The sequence below is a fragment of the Streptomyces sp. NPDC056061 genome (genome assembly GCF_042266885.1).
Taxonomy (GTDB): Bacteria; Actinomycetota; Actinomycetes; order Streptomycetales; family Streptomycetaceae; genus Streptomyces.
Map to the genome: position 1 here is coordinate 96,229 of NZ_JBHJWQ010000002.1, position 19,303 is coordinate 115,531.

At 69.8% G+C, this 19,303-nt stretch carries 15 protein-coding genes; 4 read left to right on the forward strand and 11 right to left on the reverse strand.

What is annotated here, in order from left to right:
- Positions 1-109 precede the first annotated feature (109 nt).
- The 3 genes from ACFC79_RS04550 to ACFC79_RS04560 form a co-directional block, all read right to left on the reverse strand.
- Positions 110-1,060 (reverse strand): HAD family hydrolase, encoded by a 951-nt coding sequence (locus tag ACFC79_RS04550; protein ID WP_376235122.1) that lies wholly within the window; start codon positions 1,058-1,060, stop codon positions 110-112.
- Positions 1,057-3,813: a phosphoribosyltransferase gene (locus tag ACFC79_RS04555; protein ID WP_376235794.1), complete on the reverse strand. Its 2,757-nt coding sequence runs from the start codon at positions 3,811-3,813 to the stop codon at positions 1,057-1,059. Before ACFC79_RS04555 ends, ACFC79_RS04550 begins: the two co-directional genes overlap by 4 nt.
- Before the next feature lie 215 nt (positions 3,814-4,028).
- Positions 4,029-5,192, reverse strand: a complete 1,164-nt coding sequence (locus tag ACFC79_RS04560; RefSeq protein WP_376235125.1) for an HpcH/HpaI aldolase/citrate lyase family protein — start codon at positions 5,190-5,192, stop codon at positions 4,029-4,031.
- A 221-nt stretch (positions 5,193-5,413) separates the two neighbouring features.
- Between ACFC79_RS04560 and ACFC79_RS04565 the strand changes: the two genes are divergently transcribed.
- Complete coding sequence (locus ACFC79_RS04565; RefSeq protein WP_376235127.1) at positions 5,414-6,337, forward strand: TerD family protein; 924 nt, start codon at positions 5,414-5,416, stop codon at positions 6,335-6,337.
- A gap of 76 nt (positions 6,338-6,413) precedes the next feature.
- On the opposite strand, the gene ACFC79_RS04570 is transcribed toward ACFC79_RS04565, so the two are convergent.
- From ACFC79_RS04570 to ACFC79_RS04595, 6 genes are all read right to left on the reverse strand, one after another.
- On the reverse strand, positions 6,414-7,148 hold the full coding sequence (locus ACFC79_RS04570; protein WP_376235130.1) for a Tellurium resistance: 735 nt from the start codon (positions 7,146-7,148) through the stop codon (positions 6,414-6,416).
- A gap of 171 nt (positions 7,149-7,319) precedes the next feature.
- The gene (locus ACFC79_RS04575) at positions 7,320-8,462 is read right to left on the reverse strand and encodes a DUF475 domain-containing protein (RefSeq protein WP_376235133.1); all 1,143 of its coding nucleotides are present in this window, start codon (positions 8,460-8,462) and stop codon (positions 7,320-7,322) included.
- 50 nt (positions 8,463-8,512) lie between these two features.
- Positions 8,513-9,088, reverse strand: coding sequence for a TerD family protein (locus tag ACFC79_RS04580; protein ID WP_376235136.1), 576 nt, complete (start codon positions 9,086-9,088; stop codon positions 8,513-8,515).
- Positions 9,089-9,224: 136 nt separating this feature from the next.
- Positions 9,225-9,800 carry a TerD family protein gene (locus ACFC79_RS04585; protein WP_376235796.1) on the reverse strand — a complete coding sequence of 192 codons (576 nt, stop codon included), beginning with the start codon at positions 9,798-9,800 and terminating at the stop codon, positions 9,225-9,227.
- Between the two features lie 191 nt (positions 9,801-9,991).
- On the reverse strand, positions 9,992-10,450 hold the full coding sequence (locus ACFC79_RS04590; protein ID WP_376235138.1) for a peroxiredoxin: 459 nt from the start codon (positions 10,448-10,450) through the stop codon (positions 9,992-9,994).
- Positions 10,451-10,704: 254 nt separating this feature from the next.
- Positions 10,705-11,142 carry a DUF3052 domain-containing protein gene (locus tag ACFC79_RS04595; protein ID WP_376235141.1) on the reverse strand — a complete coding sequence of 146 codons (438 nt, stop codon included), beginning with the start codon at positions 11,140-11,142 and terminating at the stop codon, positions 10,705-10,707.
- Positions 11,143-11,611: 469 nt separating this feature from the next.
- On the opposite strand from ACFC79_RS04595, the gene aceE reads away from it, so the two are divergent.
- Positions 11,612-14,344 carry a pyruvate dehydrogenase (acetyl-transferring), homodimeric type gene (aceE, locus tag ACFC79_RS04600; protein ID WP_376235143.1) on the forward strand — a complete coding sequence of 911 codons (2,733 nt, stop codon included), beginning with the start codon at positions 11,612-11,614 and terminating at the stop codon, positions 14,342-14,344.
- A 140-nt stretch (positions 14,345-14,484) separates the two neighbouring features.
- Here the strand turns inward: aceE and ACFC79_RS04605 are convergent, their stop codons facing one another.
- A complete protein-coding gene (locus ACFC79_RS04605; protein WP_376235145.1) occupies positions 14,485-14,925 on the reverse strand; it encodes a peptidase inhibitor family I36 protein in 441 nt (146 codons plus the stop codon).
- Positions 14,926-15,100: 175 nt separating this feature from the next.
- Positions 15,101-16,711, reverse strand: coding sequence for an MFS transporter (locus tag ACFC79_RS04610; RefSeq protein WP_376235148.1), 1,611 nt, complete (start codon positions 16,709-16,711; stop codon positions 15,101-15,103).
- 319 nt (positions 16,712-17,030) lie between these two features.
- On the opposite strand from ACFC79_RS04610, the gene ACFC79_RS04615 reads away from it, so the two are divergent.
- Positions 17,031-17,666 (forward strand): TetR family transcriptional regulator, encoded by a 636-nt coding sequence (locus ACFC79_RS04615; protein ID WP_376235798.1) that lies wholly within the window; start codon positions 17,031-17,033, stop codon positions 17,664-17,666.
- A gap of 346 nt (positions 17,667-18,012) precedes the next feature.
- Entirely contained in the window at positions 18,013-19,224 is a 1,212-nt protein-coding gene (locus ACFC79_RS04620; protein WP_376235151.1) for an alpha/beta hydrolase, read from the forward strand.
- Positions 19,225-19,303 lie beyond the last annotated feature (79 nt).

The following is a 19,303-nucleotide window of genomic DNA, read 5'->3' on the forward strand; positions in this document are numbered from 1 at the left end:
ACACACCTGAACGAACACACGTCAACGAACACGCGCAATCGGGAACACGTGAACGAACACACCTGATCGCGCACGCGTCCGAGAGCGGGCGCGCCTCCGTGATCGGGTATCAGCGCATCCGCTCCGGACGGGGTTCCGGAAGAGAACACGCCCCCGAAGCACTCAGGAAGTGCCGCAGGATCTCCTCGCCCGCCGCCACCCCGTCCTCGGCCGTCACCTCGACGTGCGGGGCGCTCCAGCCGGTGTCGGCGAGTTCGCCGTGGGCCGGGCGCCAGGCGCGATCGGCGGCGAGGAGCAGGTCGGCGTCGAGAAAGCTGTCACCGGCGGCCAGGGTGAGGGTGGCGCCGGTACGCCGGGCGACCTCGCGCATGGCCGCGCTCTTGGTGAGCGGACCCGGCACCGCGTAGATCTTGCGCCCCTGGAGAGAAACCGTCCAACCACGGTTCCCCGCCCACTCCCCCAGTTCCTCGACCCAGCCCTCGGGCAGCGACGCACGATCGACGACGAGGTAGGCGAAGAGATCCTCCGCGACACGTTCCTTGAGCAGCCATGCGGGGTCGGCGGCGGACAGGAGATGGGCCCGGACGTCGGTCAGCGGGGCGGACTCGGAGGCAATCCTGCGCGTGACCTGCGCGTGCCAGGCGCGGTCGGACTCGCCGTCGACGAGCAGGTGCCCGCCGTTGGCACAGATCGCGAACCGCGGTGCGGGGCCGGGCAGACGGATCCGACCGTACTGTTCGCGGGTGCGGGTGGTCGTGGGGACGAAGACCGTGGTGCGGCCCAGGTCGCCGAGCAGCGCGGCGGCCGTCTCGGTCAGGTAGGAGAGGGGCTTGTTCCCGTACACCTCCACGCAGAGCAGCCGGGGCGCCTCGGCGTCCGGCATGCGGAGCCGGAGTGCGGCCGCGGAGTAGATCAGAGTGCGGTCGAGGTCGCTGGCGACCAGCGTCACGGAGGTGCCGGGAGCAGCCGAGGTGTCCTGAGCAACCGGGACAGCCGGGGCGCCCTGGGTGTCCGGGGCGTCCGAGGTGTCCGGAGCGGCCGAGGTGTCCGGGGTGGTCATTTCGACTCCACCGCCCTGCCGTCCGCGCCCGTCGCGCCCCTGGTGTACTTCGGGTGGATCAACCCGACGCAGGTGTACGGGAGTTCGTCCACCTCCTCGACCGGCACCCCGCGCTGTTCGGCGAGCAGTCGGATGTGGTCGAGGTCCGCGCCCGCGCCGCGCTTGGCGAGGACCTTCCACGGGACCCGGCGCAGCAGTACCCGTGTGGTCTCGCCGACGCCCGGCTTCACCAGGTTCACGTCGTGGATGCCGTGCTCCTCGCTGATGCGTTCCACCGCCGCCCAGCCCTCCCAGGTGGGCGTGCGGTCGGCCGCGAGCAGTTCCTTGACATCGGCGTCCACGGCTTCGGCGACCTCGTCGAATCGGGCGGCGACGGTGTCGAGGAAGTGGCCCGAGACATCGCTGTCGGCGAGTTCCCGGTAGCACTTCGCGCCGTGGAAGTCCTCGGGTCCGACCAGGTCGGAGCGGAGGACGGTGCGCGAGATCAGCCCGGAAACGGTGGAGTTGAGGCAGGCCGACGGGATGAGGAAGTCGTCACGGGTGCCGTAGGTGCGGACGCAGCCGCCCGGGTCGGCGAGTACCGCGATCTCGGGGTCGAAGCCATCGAACTCGGCGAGCGCCGCGGAGAGTTCGCGGGTGATCGCACCCTTGCCGGTCCAGCCGTCGACGAAGACGACGTCGGACGGGTCGTGGTGGGCGGCGAGCCAGCGCAGGGCGTTGGCGTCGATGCCCCTGCCGCGCACGATGGAGACGGCGTAGTGCGGCAGGTCGAGGCCGTGCCGGTGCAGGGCCCAGCGGCGCATGAGGATGCCGACGGGGGTGCCGGCCCTGACGAGCGAGACCAGGACGGGGCGCGGCGTGCGCTCGGCGAGGACGGTCTCCGTGACGGTGCCGACGGCGCGGGCGACACGGGCGGCCGACAGTTCCAGCGCCGCCCTGAACAGGTTCTGGTACCGCTCGGACGGCTGGTACTCGACGGGAAGCGACTCGGCGTAGTGCGCGCCACCGCCCTGTATCGCCTCCTCGCGCTCCTCGACCGGCGCCTCCAGTTCGACGTGCGAGAAGTCCTGGAGCAGCCAGCCGACGTCGTCGGGCGCGTAGGAGGAGAAGGCGGGGCCGCGGAGGGGCTCGGGCAGCACGGAGGTTTCCTGCCGGTCGGTGGCGGACGAGGGCCGGTCGATGACGGGTGAAGGCCGGTCGGTGACGGGCCGGGGCCGGTCGGTGACGGACGAGAGCCCGTCGGACGCGTCGCGCGGGGCGGCGGCGTACGGCGGCACGTAGGAGGGGACGACGGCGAGCAGGACGTGCCCGGTGTGGGGGGCGAGCCGCGCCAGCAGGCCGTCGGGGGCGTGGAGTGCGGGGGTGTCGGCGGTGGAGTCGACGGTCACCACGACAGCGTCGAACCCCCCGCCTGCGACGTTGTACGCGTACCGGTCGCCGGGCCCGTCGGCCGGATCGTCGTGGGCCGGGAAGACCAGTCGGGTGCGTATCGCGTAGCCGGGGTCGTCAACGGCGAGGACGGGCGACCTCGTGGTCGTCGAATAACGAACCTCGGCGTCGACACGTTCCTCCAAGGCCGTGCCCAGGCGGAGGGGGGCGTACATCAGCTCCTCGAAACCGAGGACGAGTACGCGTCGGGCCTCGCCCAGGGCGGCGGCGACACGATCGGCCATGGCGGGCAGGGCCTGTTCCAGGGCGGCCCGGTGAGCGGGAGTGAAGCCGTGCCGGCCGCCGTCGGGCACACCGGAGGGCCAGCCGAGGTCGATGCGGGTGGCCGAGTACGGAACCGTCCGCTCCCCCGCGCCGGACGTGTCGACCGCCGGTCCGGTGCCGGTCCGTGCCCGGGCCGCCGGTACGGCGCCGGCTCCGCTCGCCCCCTCGGCTCCGCCCTGTGCATCGGCCCCGGTCCCTGCGTCGGCACGCGCCCGCGCGGCGGTCAGCTCCTGCGCGTCGGCGCGCTCCTGTGCCTCGACCAGCGCCCGGCCCTTCTCCAGGACGCCGTCCGGGAGAGTCACCGTGCCCGAGGCGCGTGCCAGCAGGTCGACACGCGCACCGATCTCCGCGGCGAACTCGGCGAGGCGTCCCCGGTCGGCCGCCGAGCGCATGTCCACCAGGGCCACGATGACGTACCGGCCGCGCGGGTAGCGCTCGTGCAGGACGCGAATGGTGTTGAGCACGGTGTTGCCGGTGGAGAACTCGTCGTCCACCAGCACGAGCGGCGCGTCGGCGGCGGGAGCCTTCCTCGGATCTCTGCCGTCCGTCCGGCCGTGCCCGGCCACCAGCAGCCCCGGGTCCTCCGGGAGGAGCAGGTGCGAGGTGGCGTGCGAGTGCGACTCCTCGAAGCCGCCCGCGCGCTCCACGCCGTCGACGGGGCGGCGCGTCGAGTGGAGGTACGGTGCCGCACCGAGCCCGTCGGCGACCGCATGGCCGAGGCCGGTGGCCGTCTCCGCGTAGCCGACCACGACCGCCCGGCTCGCCTCGGCGTCTCCGAGGAGTTCGCGCGCCTGCCGCCCCAGCTCGTAACCCGCGCCGTACACCACGGACGGCTTCTGCGGCACATGCTTGCCGAGCACGTTCGACACGAGCAGATGGGCGCGTTTGGGATTGCGGCGCAGGGCGAGACCCAGCAGTTCCCGCAGCTCCCGGTCGCCGGTGGGACTCCCGTCACCGGACAGTCCGACGCCCAGGCGTGCCGTCACCCAGCTGCCCGACCACACCCCGCCCGCCGTCGGCGTCCCGTCCGCTTCGTGCACCTCACACGCCTCGTCCGCCTTGCAGACGCCGCGCGTGCTGTCCGTCTCGAACACCTCGTGCGTCTCGTCCGTCTCGCGCGTCCCCGGTGTCGTCCGCGTCACCTGTGCCTCCTGTGCGCCGTGCATGCCCTGCACGCCCTGCGTGTCCTGTGCCCCCTTCGCCCCCGGTGTCGGCCGCGTCCCCCGCGTCCCCCGAGGCGTACCCCGAGGAGTGCTCATTCCACGACGCCCGCGGCCAGCAGCTCCACGAAGCCGATGTCCTCCCGCGCCACGCCGAAGACCTCGGCCCGTTGCAGCGTTCGCTCCGCCCAGGCCCGGTGCGGCTTCACCTCGTTCATCTTGTTCGTGTACGCGGAGCGCATGACGCCGCCGCCGTCGCGTTCCGGGCGCAGGATGTCCTGGGCGTCGCTGAACTCTTCGTGGCTGACCACGGACAGCGCGTGCACGGGGGCGACGTGCGAGGGGTGGATGCAGGTCTTGCCGAGGAGGCCGTTGGCCCGGTCGAGCTCGATCTCGCGGAGCAGGCCGTCCAGGTCGTGCTCGATCAGCGCCGTACGCAGTTCCTCGGCCCGGCCCTCCAGGAAGGGGCTGCGGCGCAGTTGCGGCTTGAACATGCGCTCCTGGAGCCGGAAGTACTCCCAGACGGGTCCGGTGATCGTGAATCCCGTGCCGTCCGCGCGGCCGAGCACATTGACGACGTCGGCGATGACGGCGCCGACGATCTGTACGTCGTAGGCCGTCATGTCGGGCGCCCTGCGCAGCCCGTAGGACGAGCAGAAGTCGGTGACCCCGAGCCGAAGTGCGAGCACCCTCTCCCGGTACTTGTCGACGGTGCGGGCAATCCCCCGGAGCGTTTCCCGGCGGGTTTCCAGATGCAGCAGCTCGGGGGATTCGAGAACGGGCATCGCGAACAGACGCCGTCCGCATGCCTTTTCGGCCTGTCCGAGGGCTTCCAGGAAAAGCACGCCACGCTCTTCCGTGAACTTCGGAAGTACAAAACCAGACAACAGACGGCCCGCGTCACCGAGCCGCCGCACCAGGTCGCCCACCTGGCCCGGCTCCCGGACCCGGATGAAGAGCAGCGGCACGTCGACACCGCGCGCGTCGAGGTCGGCGAACTGCCTGACCAGGTTCTCCTCCGCGTCGATGACCTCGGAGTCGTCGATCGAGTCCTCCAGGCACAGCACCATCGAGACGACACCGCGCGTGGCCTGCTTGACGATGTCGTCGGCAAGCCTGGGCCTGGTGGCGGGGCTGTAGAGGGTCGCTCCCAGTGCGGCCGAAAGCACGCGGGCGGGCGAATCCGCTCCGAATGCACAGGGCTCCCGGAAGAACAACCTCTCTCGCACCGCGGGCGCGATATGCCCGAAATGACGCATATGATTCCCCCGAACTACCTGACTGACCGAACAAGGCATGGCCGGTAATAGTACGTACGAACGAGTGTCGAGAGTTCCCCCAGGGCATGAACTCCGAGTAACTCGTCCATTTCCCGACGACTCTCCGTAGTGCGAACGGCACGGTTCCGACCCTCCGCCGGGACACCCCGTACGACCCCCCGCGTTGTCCGCGCGGGCAGCCAGAAGGCAGGATGACGGGCATGACGCACGCGATGGTGAAAGGCTCGAACGTCCCTCTGGACGCCATGGCCGTACGGGCCGTGCTGCGCTGGACACCGGGCACCGGGGTTCCGGACGTGGATGCCTCGGCCCTGCTGCTGGGAGTCGGCGGCCGCGTGCGCTCGGACGAGGACTTCGTCTTCTACAACCAGCCCCGGCACCCCTCCGGCCTGGTACGACGGCTGCCGAAGCGCAGTGTGCCGGAGGGGCTCACGGACACCATCGAGGCGGACCTCACCGCACTCGACCCGACGGTCGACCAGGTGATCATCGCCGCGTCCTCCGACGGGGCCACGTTCGCCCGGGTGCACGACCTGCGCATCCTGCTGTACGACACGGCCGGGTCGAGCGAGGAGCCGCTCGCGCTCTTCGACGTGCGGCCGGAGACCGGCGAGGAGACGGCGATCATCTGCGGCGAGCTCTACCGGCGCGGCGATGGCTGGAAATTCCGGGCCGTGGGGCAGGGCTACCCGACCGGACTCGTCGGACTGGCCACCGCCTTCGGCATCTCGGTCGACGAGACGGAGGCCGCGGCCGAGCCCGCCCCGCCGTCCCCGGCGCCCGGCGCCGCCTCGTCGGCACCCGCGCCGGTGCCGCCCCCCATAGCGGCATCCCCGCCGCCCCCGGCGTCGCCTCCCGCGGTGGCACCCGAGCCGGTGACCGCGCCCGCCTTCCCGCCGTCGGCACCGGCCTTCCCGCCGTCCCCGGCGCCCGGCCCGGATTCACAGATCACGGTCCAGCACCAGCGACCGGGGTACGGATACCCGCAGCCCTCGTACGGATATCCGCAGGCGTCCGCCTCGCCTGCCTCCTACGGCTACCCGCAGCCCGCGGCCGTCGCGGCGCCCGCGCCCGACCCGAACTTCGTGCTGCCTCCGCAGGGGCCGCAGTTCGTGCGGCAGTGAGACCACTCCGGGGCGACACCGGACCGAACCGGCGGCGGGCCCCTTCGGGCCGGCCGGCCGTGCTCCGGTGCCGTGCTCAGGTGCGGGATTTGTAGCCGCGCCCCCACTGCATGCCCCAGCCGTACATGCGGTCCAGCTCCGACTGGAAGCCGTACACGAACTTCACCTCGCGCCGCACGACGAACTCGTTCTTGGTGTTGTCCACCGTGAACACCGCGCAGGAGCGGGCCTCGGGGGCGTGCTCGTCGAGTTCGATCTCGATCTGCGGACCATTGCCGGGGTAGAGCGTCACCTTGGCGTGCGTCCGGTCGAAGGCCGGTGTCTGGTCGTAGATGTAGACGAAGAACAGCAGCCGCTTGAACTGCTCGTGCTGGTCGAGATTGACGTAGACCGTCTCGCCCGACGGCGCCCCGAAGCGGTCGTCGCCGCTGAGGCGGATGTACGGCACCGTGTTCAGATCGCCCAGCAGGTCGCCCAGCGGCTGGACCACGCCCCTGGTGCCGTCCTTCATCTCGTACATGCAGCCCAGGTCCAGGTCGACGTTGACCATGCCCTGGGTGTGCGCCTGGACGACGTCGGGCTGGAACATCTTCAGCGGCCGCAGCAGCCTGCCGCCCTGCCGCGACCGGCCCTCGATGTCGGATGTGCGCATCCGCCAGGAGAGATTGACCCGGAGATTGCCGGTCAGCGCGCCCTGCTTCGTCAAGGAGACCGTGGCCTGCCGCTTGGACAGCACGATCGAGCTGGTCAGCGAATTGCTCGACTCGAACGTCGTCTGCCGCCCCGGCCACAGATTTTCCAGGAACCTCATCCCCTACCCCCACGCGTATCGGTCGAAAGTGCGCCGGCCCGCGGCCGTCCGCCGTCTGACGACGGCCGTCCACACCACTGCGGGGCGGCCGTCGGGCCGGTTCCGGATGCTTCCGGAGAACCGTCGCCGCACGGACCGCCCCGCTGAGAGCGTTCCTCAATCCCTACCGGGTCACACCCCGGACGGGACTTCCGCCTCGGAACCCCGTTCGTCGCCGCCCGCGGCCTCCAGCGCCTTGTTGCGCCGGACCGAGGACCAGAAGGACCAGCCGATCAGCACGACCCCGACGAGGCCCGTGATGAGCTCGTTGATCTGGTACTGGATGGTGATGAGGAGGATGACGGCCAGCGCGCCGATGGCGTAGTGGGCGCCGTGCTCCAGGTAGACGTAGTCGTCGAGGGTGCCCTGCCGGACCAGGTAGACCGTGAGGGAACGGACGTACATGGCGCCGATGCCGAGGCCGAGCGCCATCAGGACGATCTCGTTGCTGATGGCGAAGGCGCCGATGACGCCGTCGAACGAGAAGGACGCGTCGAGCACTTCGAGGTAGAGGAACATGAAGAACGCGGCCTTGCCGGAGAGCGCGATCGCGGAAACCTTCTTGCCGCTCTTCCGGGCCTCCTCCTCGGCCTCCTGCTCGCGCTCCTCCTCTTCCTCCAGCCGGTTCTCGAAGAATCCGGAGAGACCGCCGACGATGAGGTAGGTGATCAGACCCGCGACTCCGGCGAGCAGAACGGTTTCTGCCTTGTCGGCGTGACCGCCGCCGTGCTGATGCGCGCTGGTCGCGACGGTCATGGACGCGATCAGCAGCACGATCAGCGAGATGCAGACCGACAGCATGTCGACCTTGCCGAGCTTGGCGAGCGGGCGCTCGATCCAGTGCAGCCACTGGATGTCACGGTCCTCGAAGATGAAGTCGAGGAAGATCATCAGCAGGAACATGCCACCGAACGCGGCGATCGCCGGGTGGGCGTCCGTGACGAGTTCCTGGTAGCGCTCGGGCTGGTTGAACGAGAGGTCGACCGCCTCGATGGGACCCATCTTGGCGGTGATGGCCACGATCACGACGGGGAAGACCAGTCGCATACCGAAGACCGCGACGAGCACACCGATCGTGAGGAAGATCTTCTGCCAGAAGGCATTCATCTTCTTCAGAATTCCGGCGTTGACCACCGCATTGTCGAAGGACAGCGAGATCTCGAGGACAGAGAGGATCGCCACCACTCCGAAGGCTTCCCACCCCCCGTAGATCAACGCTGCGGCCAGGCCGAGCGCGGTAATCGCGAACGACCAGCCGAAGGTTTTCAGAAGCACTGGCTACCCCATCGTGTGTGTAACGGGTCTCCCCCGCGCCATGCGCGGCTTTACGAAACGTTGACCCCAAAGTCTAGAGCGATCCCGCGCAGACCCGATGCGTACCCCTGCCCCACGGCCCGGAACTTCCATTCGCCGTTGTACCTGTACAGCTCGCCGAAGATCATCGCGGTCTCCGTCGACGCGTCCTCGGTGAGGTCGTAACGTGCGAGTTCCTGGCCGTCCGCCTGGTTCACCACTCGGATGAACGCATTGCTGACCTGACCGAAGGTCTGGCCCCGGTTGTCCGCGTCATGAATGGAGACCGGGAAAACAATCTTGTCGCAATGCGCCGGAACCTGCGTGAGGTTCACGATGACCGACTCGTCATCGCCTTCGCCCTCGCCCGTGAGGTTGTCACCGGTGTGCTCCACGGAGCCGTCGGGGCTCTTGAGATTGTTGTAGAACACGAACCATTCGTCGCCGAGCACCCGACCCGACTGGCACAGCAGTGCGCTGGCGTCGAGGTCGAAGTCGGCGCCCGTGGTGGATCGCGCGTCCCAGCCGAGCCCGACCAGCACCTGAGTGAGGTTGGGTGCGGCTTTGGAGAGGGAGACATTGCCTCCCTTGGCGAGCGTGACGCCCATGGTGTGGTCCTCCCCACGTCGATGAACCATCTGTTGAACCGACTGCCGAGCCCGTCCGGTGCCGCGCACGAGGCGGCACCGGACGGGCTGCGTCACTGCTGCGGGGACCGGGCCGGGCCCGGTCCGCCCGGCAGGCTCAGACGTTGACGCCGAAGTCCTGCGCGATGCCGCGCAGCCCCGAGGCGTAGCCCTGACCGATGGCGCGGAACTTCCACTCCGCACCGTGGCGGTACAGCTCGCCGAAGACCATCGCGGTCTCCGTCGAGGCGTCCTCGCTCAGGTCGTAGCGGGCGAGCTCGCTGTTGTCGGCCTGGTTGACCACGCGGATGTACGCGTTGCGCACCTGGCCGAAGCTCTGCTGGCGCGTCTCGGCCTCGTAGATGGAGACCGGGAAAACGATCTTGTCGACGTCGGCCGGAACGCCTGCCAGGTTGACCTTGATGACCTCGTCGTCGCCCTCGCCCTCACCGGTGAGGTTGTCACCGGTGTGCTCCACGGAGCCGTCGGGGCTCTTCAGGTTGTTGAAGAAGACGAAGTTGCTGTCGTTGCTGACCTTGCCCTGGTCGTTCGTCAGCAGGGCGCTGGCGTCGAGGTCGAAGTCACCACCGGTGGTGGTGCGGGCATCCCAGCCGAGACCGACGATCACGGCGGTCAGATTGGGCGCGGCCTTGGTCAGCGAGACGTTGCCGCCCTTGCTGAGGCTGACTCCCACGAGTCCTCCCATTGGTGTCCTTGGGGGCCGGCGGGCGCCGGCGCCTCCACGTTGCGTTGGCATCCGATCAACGATCGGATCCTAGTGACCGGTTCCCTGCGGAAGCAGCCTTTCGGCCGGGTTGCCCGCAGATCGACCGGTCGCCCGTCAGGGTCCGCCCGGCGCGGACCGCGGATCCACCCGATCGCGGATCAGAGCGCGTCGAGCGCCTTGATGTAGTCGTTGAGGTCGCGTGCGTCGGGCAGACCGTTGACGACGGTCCAGCGCACCACGCCCTCCTTGTCGATGATGAACGTGCCGCGCACCGCGCAGCCCTTCTCCTCGTCGAAGACGCCGTACGCCCGCGACGTCTCGCCGTGCGGCCAGAAGTCCGAGACCAGCGGGTATTCGAGGCCCTCCTGCTCGGCGAAGACGCGCAGGGTGTGGATGGAGTCGTTGGAGACGGCGAGCAGCTGCGTGTCGTCGTTCTCGAACTTCGGGAGTTCGTCGCGGAGCGCGCAGAGCTCACCCGTGCAGACGCCGGTGAAGGCGAACGGGTAGAACAGCAGCACGACATTCTTCTCGCCGCGGAAGTCGGAGAGCTTCACGGTCCGGCCGTGGTTGTCCTTCAGCTCGAAATCCGGGGCCTGGGTGCCGACCTCGATCGCCATGAGACGCGTCCCTTCGCTACGTTCACCGGGCTGGGCTGTCCGGGTGGCTCCCACCCTACGCAGCACCCGGCCCGCCCCGTGCGGCACCCGGCACGGGGTGCTACGGGCCCGCGGGCCGCTCCGGCGGCCCCGGATCGCATATGCCCCCGGCGACCCCGTACGAACGGCTGCGGCGGCCGTCGGCGGTCACGACGAAGGTCCCCGGCGTGCGGTGCCGTCGGGGACCTTCGTGAGTTCTTCGTGTCGGGCGCCGGTCAGCGCTTGCCCCGGGCCGCCTTCGGCGTGACAAGACGGCTGCCCGTCCAGTCCTTGCCCACGCTGATGCTCTTGGTCTGGGAGAGACCGGCGGTCTGCGCGGCCTCGTTGATGTCGCTCGGTTCGACGTATCCGTCACGGCCGGTCTTCGGCGTCATCAGCCAGACCGCGCCGCCGTCCTCGATCAGACCAATGGCATCCACCAGCGCGTCCGTAAGGTCGCCGTCCTCGTCACGGAACCACAGCAGCACGACGTCGGCGACGTCGTCGTAGTCCTCGTCGACGAGATCCTGGCCGATCGCGGCCTCAATGCCCTCACGGAGCTCCTGCTCGACGTCGTCGTCGTAGCCGATCTCCTGGACCACCTGTCCGGGCTCGAACCCCAGGCGTGCCGCCGGGTTGGTCCGCTCCTCCGCGTGGTCCGCGGTCGCGCTCACGGGTTGCCTCCTGATCATGTTTCGGAAAATGCTTCGGCCACGCGCGTGCGCGGGCCGCTGGCCGTAGTCCACACGGGAGTGGCGGATCGCGCAAGTACCCGGCGTGCGAGACCGCCTAAACGGTGACGTTCCCTACCACGTCCCCGCCCTGTCGGCGGCCCCCTGCGGGGTTCCGCGCTCACTTCCACACCCTTTACGTCCTTGGACAGCTTATGCCGTTTCGGTACCCCATTCGGATTCGAACATGCTTTGGGACCGCCTGAGCGGCTTGGGCGTATGGTTTCCGATTGCACCGGCCCGTCCTCGCCCGGCGGGCGCGATGTCTCGCTGCGACAGGGGTTACCCCTCGGTAAAGATGACGTTTGCGCCCCTGCGGTACACGATGGTGATGGCGTACAGGCACACGTCCCGGGGGCACGTTCTCCCGTGACCGGCCCCGTAGAGCAGCACCGAACAGCGAAGGAACAGCGTGGCTTCCGGATCCGATCGCAACCCGATCATCATTGGCGGCCTGCCGAGCCAGGTCCCGGACTTCGATCCCGAAGAGACCCAGGAATGGCTCGACTCGCTCGACGCCGCCGTCGACGAGCGAGGCCGTGAGCGGGCCCGTTATCTGATGCTCCGGCTCATCGAGCGCGCGAGGGAGAAGCGCGTCGCCGTGCCCGAGATGCGCAGCACGGACTACGTGAACACGATCGCCACGAAGGACGAGCCGTTCTTCCCCGGCGACGAGGAGATCGAGCGCAGGATCCTCAACGCGACCCGCTGGAACGCGGCCGTGATGGTGTCGCGCGCCCAGCGCCCGGGGATCGGCGTCGGCGGTCACATCGCCACCTTCGCCTCCTCGGCCTCCCTGTACGACGTGGGCTTCAACCACTTCTTCCGGGGCAAGGACGACGGCCTCGGCGGCGACCAGATCTTCTTCCAGGGCCACGCGTCCCCGGGCATCTACGCCCGCGCCTTCCTGCTCGACCGGCTGAGCGAGGCGCAGCTCGACGCCTTCCGCCAGGAGAAGTCGAAGGCGCCCGACGGGCTGTCCAGCTACCCGCACCCGCGGCTGATGCCGGACTTCTGGGAGTTCCCGACGGTCTCGATGGGCCTCGGCCCGCTCGCCGCGATCTACCAGGCCCGGATGAACCGGTACATGGAGGCGCGCGGCATCGCCGACACCTCGCGGTCGCACGTGTGGGCCTACCTCGGCGACGGCGAGATGGACGAGCCCGAGTCGCTGGGCCAGCTCTCCCTCGCCGCCCGCGAGGGCCTGGACAACCTGACCTTCGTGGTCAACTGCAACCTGCAGCGGCTCGACGGCCCGGTGCGCGGCAACGGCAAGATCATCCAGGAGCTGGAGTCGCAGTTCCGCGGCGCCGGATGGAACGTCATCAAGCTGGTCTGGGACCGCTCCTGGGACCCGCTGCTCGCCCAGGACCGCACCGGCATCCTGGTCAACAAGCTGAACACCACGCCGGACGGACAGTTCCAGACGTACGCCACGGAGTCCGGCGCGTACATCCGCGAGCACTTCTTCGGCGACGACCCGCGGCTGCGCGACATGGTCAAGGACATGACCGACGACCAGATCCTGCACCTGGGCCGCGGCGGTCACGACCACCGCAAGGTCTACGCGGCGTACGCGGCGGCCAAGGCCCACCGGGGCCAGCCGACCGTGATCCTGGCGCAGACGGTCAAGGGCTGGACGCTGGGGCCGAACTTCGAGGGCCGCAACGCCACCCACCAGATGAAGAAGCTCACGGTCGAGGACCTGAAGCGGTTCCGCGACCGGCTGCACCTGCCGATCACCGACAAGCAGCTGGACGAGGGCTACCCGCCCTACTACCACCCGGGTCGCGACTCGGAGGAGATCCAGTACATGCACGACCGCCGCAAGGGTCTGGGCGGTTACGTCCCGACGCGTGTGGTGCGTGCGAAGCCGCTGGTCCTGCCCGAGGACAAGACGTACGCGACCGCGAAGAAGGGTTCGGGCCAGCAGTCGATCGCCACGACCATGGCGTTCGTCCGCATCCTGAAGGACCTGATGCGGGACAAGGAGATCGGCAAGCGCTTCGTGCTGATCGCGCCCGACGAGTACCGCACCTTCGGCATGGACGCCTTCTTCCCGAGCGCGAAGATCTACAACCCGCTGGGTCAGCAGTACGAGTCGGTGGACCGGGATCTGCTGCTCGCGTACAAGGAGTCGCCGAAGGGGCAGATGCTGCACGACGGCATCTCGGAGGCCGGCTGCACGGCGTCGCTGATCGCCGCCGGTTCGGCGTACGCCACGCACGGCGAACCGCTGATCCCGGTGTACGTCTTCTACTCGATGTTCGGCTTCCAGCGCACCGGCGACCAGTTCTGGCAGATGGCCGACCAGCTCGCGCGCGGCTTCGTGCTGGGTGCGACCGCTGGTCGTACGACCCTGACCGGTGAGGGTCTCCAGCACGCGGACGGCCACTCGCAGCTGCTGGCCTCGACCAATCCCGGCTGTGTCGCGTACGACCCGGCGTTCAGCTACGAGATCGCGCACATCGTCAAGGACGGCCTGCGCCGGATGTACGGCGAGAACAGTGAGGACGTCTTCTACTACCTCACCGTCTACAACGAGCCGATCCAGCACCCGGCCGAGCCGGACGACGTGGACGTCGAGGGCATCCTCAAGGGCGTCTACCGCTACAAGGCGGCCGAGCGGGGCGAGATCCCGGCCCAGATCATGGCGTCCGGTGTGGCCGTGCCGTGGGCGGTCGAGGCACAGCGGATCCTCGCCGAGGAGTGGAACGTCCGGGCGGACGTCTGGTCGGCGACCTCCTGGAACGAGCTGCGCCGCGAGGCCGTGGAGGTGGAACGGTACAACCTGCTGCACCCGGAGGAGGAGCAGCGCGTGCCGTACGTGACGCGGAAGCTCTCCGGTTCCGAGGGCCCGTTCGTGGCGGTGTCGGACTGGATGCGTTCGGTTCCGGACCAGATCGCGCGCTGGGTGCCCGGCGCGTACCAGTCGCTGGGCGCGGACGGTTTCGGCTTCGCGGACACGCGCGGCGCGGCCCGCCGGTTCTTCCACATCGACGCGCAGTCGATCGTGCTCGCGGTGCTGACGGAGCTGGCGAAGCAGGGGCGGATCGACCGTTCGCTGCTGAAGCAGGCGATCGACCGGTACGAGCTGCTGGACGTCACTGCGGCCAACCCGGGCGCGGCCGGCGGCGACGCGTAGGCGCGACGGACGAGGGACACGGCCTGCGAGACACACGGCCTGCGTGAGACTCGACGGACGAGGACAGAGGGGCGGCCGGGACCGGATGTGGTCCCGGCCGCCCCTCCCGTTTCGTTCGGCCGCTCCGGGCGGGCGCGGTCTCAGCTCTCCCAAATCTTGAACGCCCTGACCTGGTACGGGGACTGGGGCAGCCAGGTGCCGCCGCCCGGATAGGTCTCGAACTCCCCGGTCTCGGCGCACTCCTGCGACTGGTACGTGGTGACCGGGCGGCCGGTGCGGTTGGCGAGCGACTGCACCCGACCGCCCGCCGGGAGCGGGATGCAGCTCTCGATGTCGAGTGCGGCAAGTTCGTGGATCTGCCGGGCGCCGGTGAAGTCCGGTTTCGTCCAGAGGCAGAGCTGCCCGGGGGCGCACGGACCGAGCCGGACCGGCGCCGAACGGGCGGTGGCCGGCGGATGCGCGGGGCGGACCGCCGCGGCCGGTGCCGCGGAGTGGGCGGAACGGGCCGCCGTCTGTGGCACCGCGGCCGTGGCGGCGAGAGCGGCGGCGGCCAGGGCGGCGGCGAGGACAGTCGTACGCATGGAAATCGACCCCCGTGGTGGTGCGAATCAGTTGCACGCACCCTGACCTGCGCGGCGATGCCCGGGAAAGGGGGCACGGACCGCACCACCCGGATAGGCGACAGCCCCGCCGGACCGTTCCGGCGGGGCTGTTGTACGCGATGTGTTGACGCGTCGGGGAAAGCGGGCGGGCGGCTCAGATGTGGCCGACGCCCGCGCCCGCCTCGGCGTTCGCGCCGCGCTTGGTGAGCGTGGCGACGACCGCGGCGACCACCGCGACGATGCCGGCGACCATGAACGCGGTGTTCATGCCCGACACGAACGTGTCATGCGCGACCCCGGTGATCTTCTGCGCGATCTCCGGCGGAACGTTGCCGCCGACCGGCGGGATGCCGACCTCGACGGCCGAGGACGCCTGGTCCAGCTGCTGCGGGCTGAGCGGCGGGAGCTCCGCGGCCTTCCAGTTGTCCTCCAGCTTCGCGTCGACCTGGGAGGCCATGATCGCGCCCAGCACGGCGGTGCCCAGGCTGCCGCCGACCTGCATGGCGGACTGCTGGAGGCCGCCGGCGACGCCGGACAGTTCCATCGGGGCGTTGCCCACGATGACCTCGGTGGCGCCCACCATCACCGGGGCCAGGCCGAGGCCGAGCAGGCCGAACCAGATCGACATGGTCAGGGTCCCGGTGCCGATCTCCAGCTGGGACATGCCGAACATGGCGATCGCCGTGCACACCATGCCGCCGACCAGCGGAACCCGCGGGCCGAACTTGGTGATCATGGCGCCCGCGAGCGGCGAGGCGACGATCATCATGCCGGTGAGCGGCAGCAGGTGCAGTCCGCTGTCGACGGGGCTCAGACCGTGCACGTTCTGGAGGTAGAAGGTGACGAAGAACAGCCCGCCCATGAAGGCGAAGGCCATGAGCACCATCAGAACCGTGCCGGCGGACAGCGGCAGGGACCGGAACAGCGCCAGCGGGATGAGCGGTTCCCTGACGTTCTTCTGGGACAGCGCGAAGACGACGAACAGGACCACGGCGGCCCCCAGGAAGCCGAGCGTCTTGTAGTCGCCCCAGCCCCACCCGGAACCCTTGATGAGCGCCCAGATCAGGCAGAACATCGCCTGCGAGAGCAGCACGATGCCGCCGATGTCGAAGGAGCGCGGGGCGTTCTCGGCACGGTGGTCCTTGAGGATCACCAGGCCCAGCGCGAGCGCGACCACACCGACCGGCACGTTGATGAAGAAGACGGACTGCCAGTTGACGTGCTCGACGAGCACACCGCCGAGGATCGGACCGCCCGCGGTCGAGGCACCGATCACCATGCCCCAGATGCCGATCGCCATGTTCAGCTTCTCGGCCGGGAAGGTCGCGCGCAGCAGGCCGAGCGCGGCCGGCATCAGCAGGGCGCCGAAGACGCCCTGGAGCACCCGGAACACGATCACCAGGGCGACGCTGTCGGAGAGGCCGATGGCCCCCGATGCCGCGGCGAAGCCCACGACACCTATCAGGAAGGTCTGCCGGTGACCGAACCGGTCACCGAGCTTGCCCGCGGTGATCAGGGAGACCGCGAGCGCCAGCAGGTAGCCGTTGGTGATCCACTGGACATCGGCGAGCGAGGCGTTCAGGTCGTGCTGGATGGCCGGGTTGGCGATCGCGACGATCGTGCCGTCGAGCGCGACCATCATCACGCCGATGGCCACGGAGAAGAGGGTCAGCCAGGGGTGGCCGCGCAGCCCCTTGGCAGGTGCGGGCACAACGGTCTCCTGTGGCTCCCGCGACGCCTTCTCGACGGTGGTCTGACTAGTCATGCGGGGGAGATTAGTGTCAGCCTCTGACAGTTGACAAACCATTTCACTAGTCGGTAACTGTCACGTAGCTCACAGGTACGCTGTGCCGGCCGAAAGCAGGGGAAAGAGGATCGCTTCAGTGACGGATGGGCAGCGGGCCGCACGCCCGATCGGGCCGCACGAGCGTCCGGCTCTTGAGCCGCAAGCCGGTCCGACGACGGGCCGGCCGCCCGAGGCCCCGGCCCGCGGGCCGCACGAACACCCGACGGGGTCGCGCGAGCACCGGGGCGAGCCCGGCGAACGCCCCGCCGGACCGCATGGACGCGAACGCCCCGGCGGGCTGCGTGAACGGAAGAAGCGCCGCACCCGGGACGCCCTGCTGCACGCGGCCCTCGACCTGTTCACCACCCAGGGGTACGAGGAGACGACCGTCGACGAGATCGTCGACGCCGTCGAGGTCTCCCAGCGCACCTTCTTCCGCTACTTCGCCAGCAAGGAGGAGGTCGTCTTCGCCATCCAGGACATGGTGGAGTCCCACTTCCTCGCGGAACTGCGCCGACGCCCGGACACGGAAGCACCGTTCGACGCCATACGCTGCGCCGTCCTCCGCGCCTGGGACAACATGGGCGACGCGATGGAGGCGCTCGTCACGGTCGAACTCCACATGCGCACCTACCAGATGATCGAGTCGACGCCGTCGCTGCTCGCCGCCCATCTGCGGCGCGGTATCGACCTGGAGAACCAGATCGCGCTGCTGATCGCCGAGCGCGAGGGGCTCGACGTGGACAAGGACCCCCGGCCCAGGGTCGCCGTCGCGGCGTTCTGCGGCGTGATGCGGGTGACGGGGCATCTCTGGGGCCGGGGCCGGGACGCCAGCGTGGAGTCGCTGCGGGCACTGACCGAGCGCTACCTGGACCATCTCGGCCCGAGCCTGGCGGGGAACTGGCGGGCGGGAGCAGGTTCTCCCTCCGGCTGACGGCACGGGCGGACGGGGGCCGGACGGGAGCACGGACGGGCCGGAACACGGACGGGCCGGAACACGGGCTGGCTGGAGCACGAGCCGGCTGGGGCCGACTCCCGTTCCGGCCGAGGCCGCGGTCGTTCCGTCCGGTGTGCCGGATCTCTCAGTGCCGCGCCATGACCGACTTCACAGCGCCCCGCCCCGAGGGGAGCACGCGACGCCCCCGGGACGTCTCCGCGCGCCCGAGCGTGCGCGTCGCACCAACACAGCGTGAAACATGCGGGACTGAATTCCCGACAGTCGGGTGATGTGCGTCACCCTCTTCACGGGCGTCGTGGCGCGTCTCCTAAGGTGGGCGGGAGTGATTTCCTTCGACTCCTCCCCCACTGTTGCCGCGTGGCGTGCATTGCTCGCCGTCGCGGTCGTGTTCGTGATGCTGGCGACCACGGGCTGGACCGCCGTTCGGCACGAGCGTTCCGACGAACCGCGCGCGGCGGCGCTCGCCGCCTGGGCGCGGGGCCGCCTCGCGGGCCACCCGCTGCCCGCCGCGGACGCGCCGCCGCACCGCCTCGCCCAGTTCTTCGCCACGCTCACGAGCGCGCAGCGCACCGCTCTCGCCAACCGGTACCCCTTGGTCGTGGGCAACTTGAACGGTGCTCCGATCACCTTGCGCTACCAAGCCAATCGGCGGGCTCTGGTGCAGGCCCGGGAGGTCGAGCAGAAGCGCACGCACGACGTCAGGCTCTCCCCCGACGGCCGCGCCGAGGCGTTCCACCGGATGGACCGCTTCCGGTCGATGCTCGCGAACGGCCGGCACATCCTCGCCTTCGATCCGACCGGCAGGGGCCGGGCCGCGGAGGTGTTCGGTGATCTCGACCGGGCCGAGCGGATCTCCGTGGTGGTCCCCGGCGTGGACACCGGTCTGTTGACGCTTGAGCGGCCCGCGCCCATGGTGAACGCCGCCCCGGTGGGCATGGCGAAGTCGCTGTACGCGGCGGAGCGCGCCGCCCGCCCCGGCACCCGCAGCGCCGTCATCGCCTGGGCCGACTACACCTCGCCCGCCGGGATCGGGGTGGACGCGGCCCTGGGAAAACTCGCCGAGCGCGGGGCGGTACGTCTGAAGGCCCTGGTGGGCGCGCTGCCGGGCAAGGCGCCGGTCTCGCTGTTCTGCCACAGCTACGGCTCGGTGCTGTGCGGTGTGGCGGCGCACGAGCTGCCCGCCAGGGTCACCGACATCGCGGTCGCGGGCAGCCCCGGCATGCGGGTGGAGAACGCCCGGCAGTTGCGCACCGACGCCAGGGTGTGGGCGATGCGGGATCGCGGCGACTGGATCGAGGACGTGCCGAACCTGGAGTTCGGCGGGCTCGGTCACGGGGCCGACCCGGTCGACCCGGGCTTCGGCGCCCGCGTCGTCGCGACGGGCGACGCCGTCGGCCACAGCGGCTATTTCGAGCCGGGCACCGAGAGTCTCAGCAATTTCGCGGCCATCGGCGTCGGCGCCTACGCCTCGGTGAGCTGCGCGGATGCCGACTCCGCCTGTGGCCATGAGGTCGTCCGCGACCACGCCGCCTGACGGGCGCCTCACCCACTATCGGGCACATCGCACGGTATCCGGGCACATATCGGTGCTTGCACCGAGGGGTACGCGGGGG

What these genes read in the sequence shown, in the direction of transcription:
- ACFC79_RS04565 (WP_376235127.1), top strand. Translation starts at nt 5,414, where the DNA reads ATGACGCACGCGATGGTGAAAGGCTCGAACGTCCCTCTGGACGCCATG.
- ACFC79_RS04610 (WP_376235148.1), bottom strand. Translation starts at nt 16,711, where the DNA reads ATGACTAGTCAGACCACCGTCGAGAAGGCGTCGCGGGAGCCACAGGAG.
- ACFC79_RS04580 (WP_376235136.1), bottom strand. Translation starts at nt 9,088, where the DNA reads ATGGGCGTCACGCTCGCCAAGGGAGGCAATGTCTCCCTCTCCAAAGCC.
- ACFC79_RS04605 (WP_376235145.1), bottom strand. Translation starts at nt 14,925, where the DNA reads ATGCGTACGACTGTCCTCGCCGCCGCCCTGGCCGCCGCCGCTCTCGCC.
- ACFC79_RS04550 (WP_376235122.1), bottom strand. Translation starts at nt 1,060, where the DNA reads ATGACCACCCCGGACACCTCGGCCGCTCCGGACACCTCGGACGCCCCG.
- ACFC79_RS04570 (WP_376235130.1), bottom strand. Translation starts at nt 7,148, where the DNA reads ATGAGGTTCCTGGAAAATCTGTGGCCGGGGCGGCAGACGACGTTCGAG.
- ACFC79_RS04560 (WP_376235125.1), bottom strand. Translation starts at nt 5,192, where the DNA reads ATGCGTCATTTCGGGCATATCGCGCCCGCGGTGCGAGAGAGGTTGTTC.
- ACFC79_RS04590 (WP_376235138.1), bottom strand. Translation starts at nt 10,450, where the DNA reads ATGGCGATCGAGGTCGGCACCCAGGCCCCGGATTTCGAGCTGAAGGAC.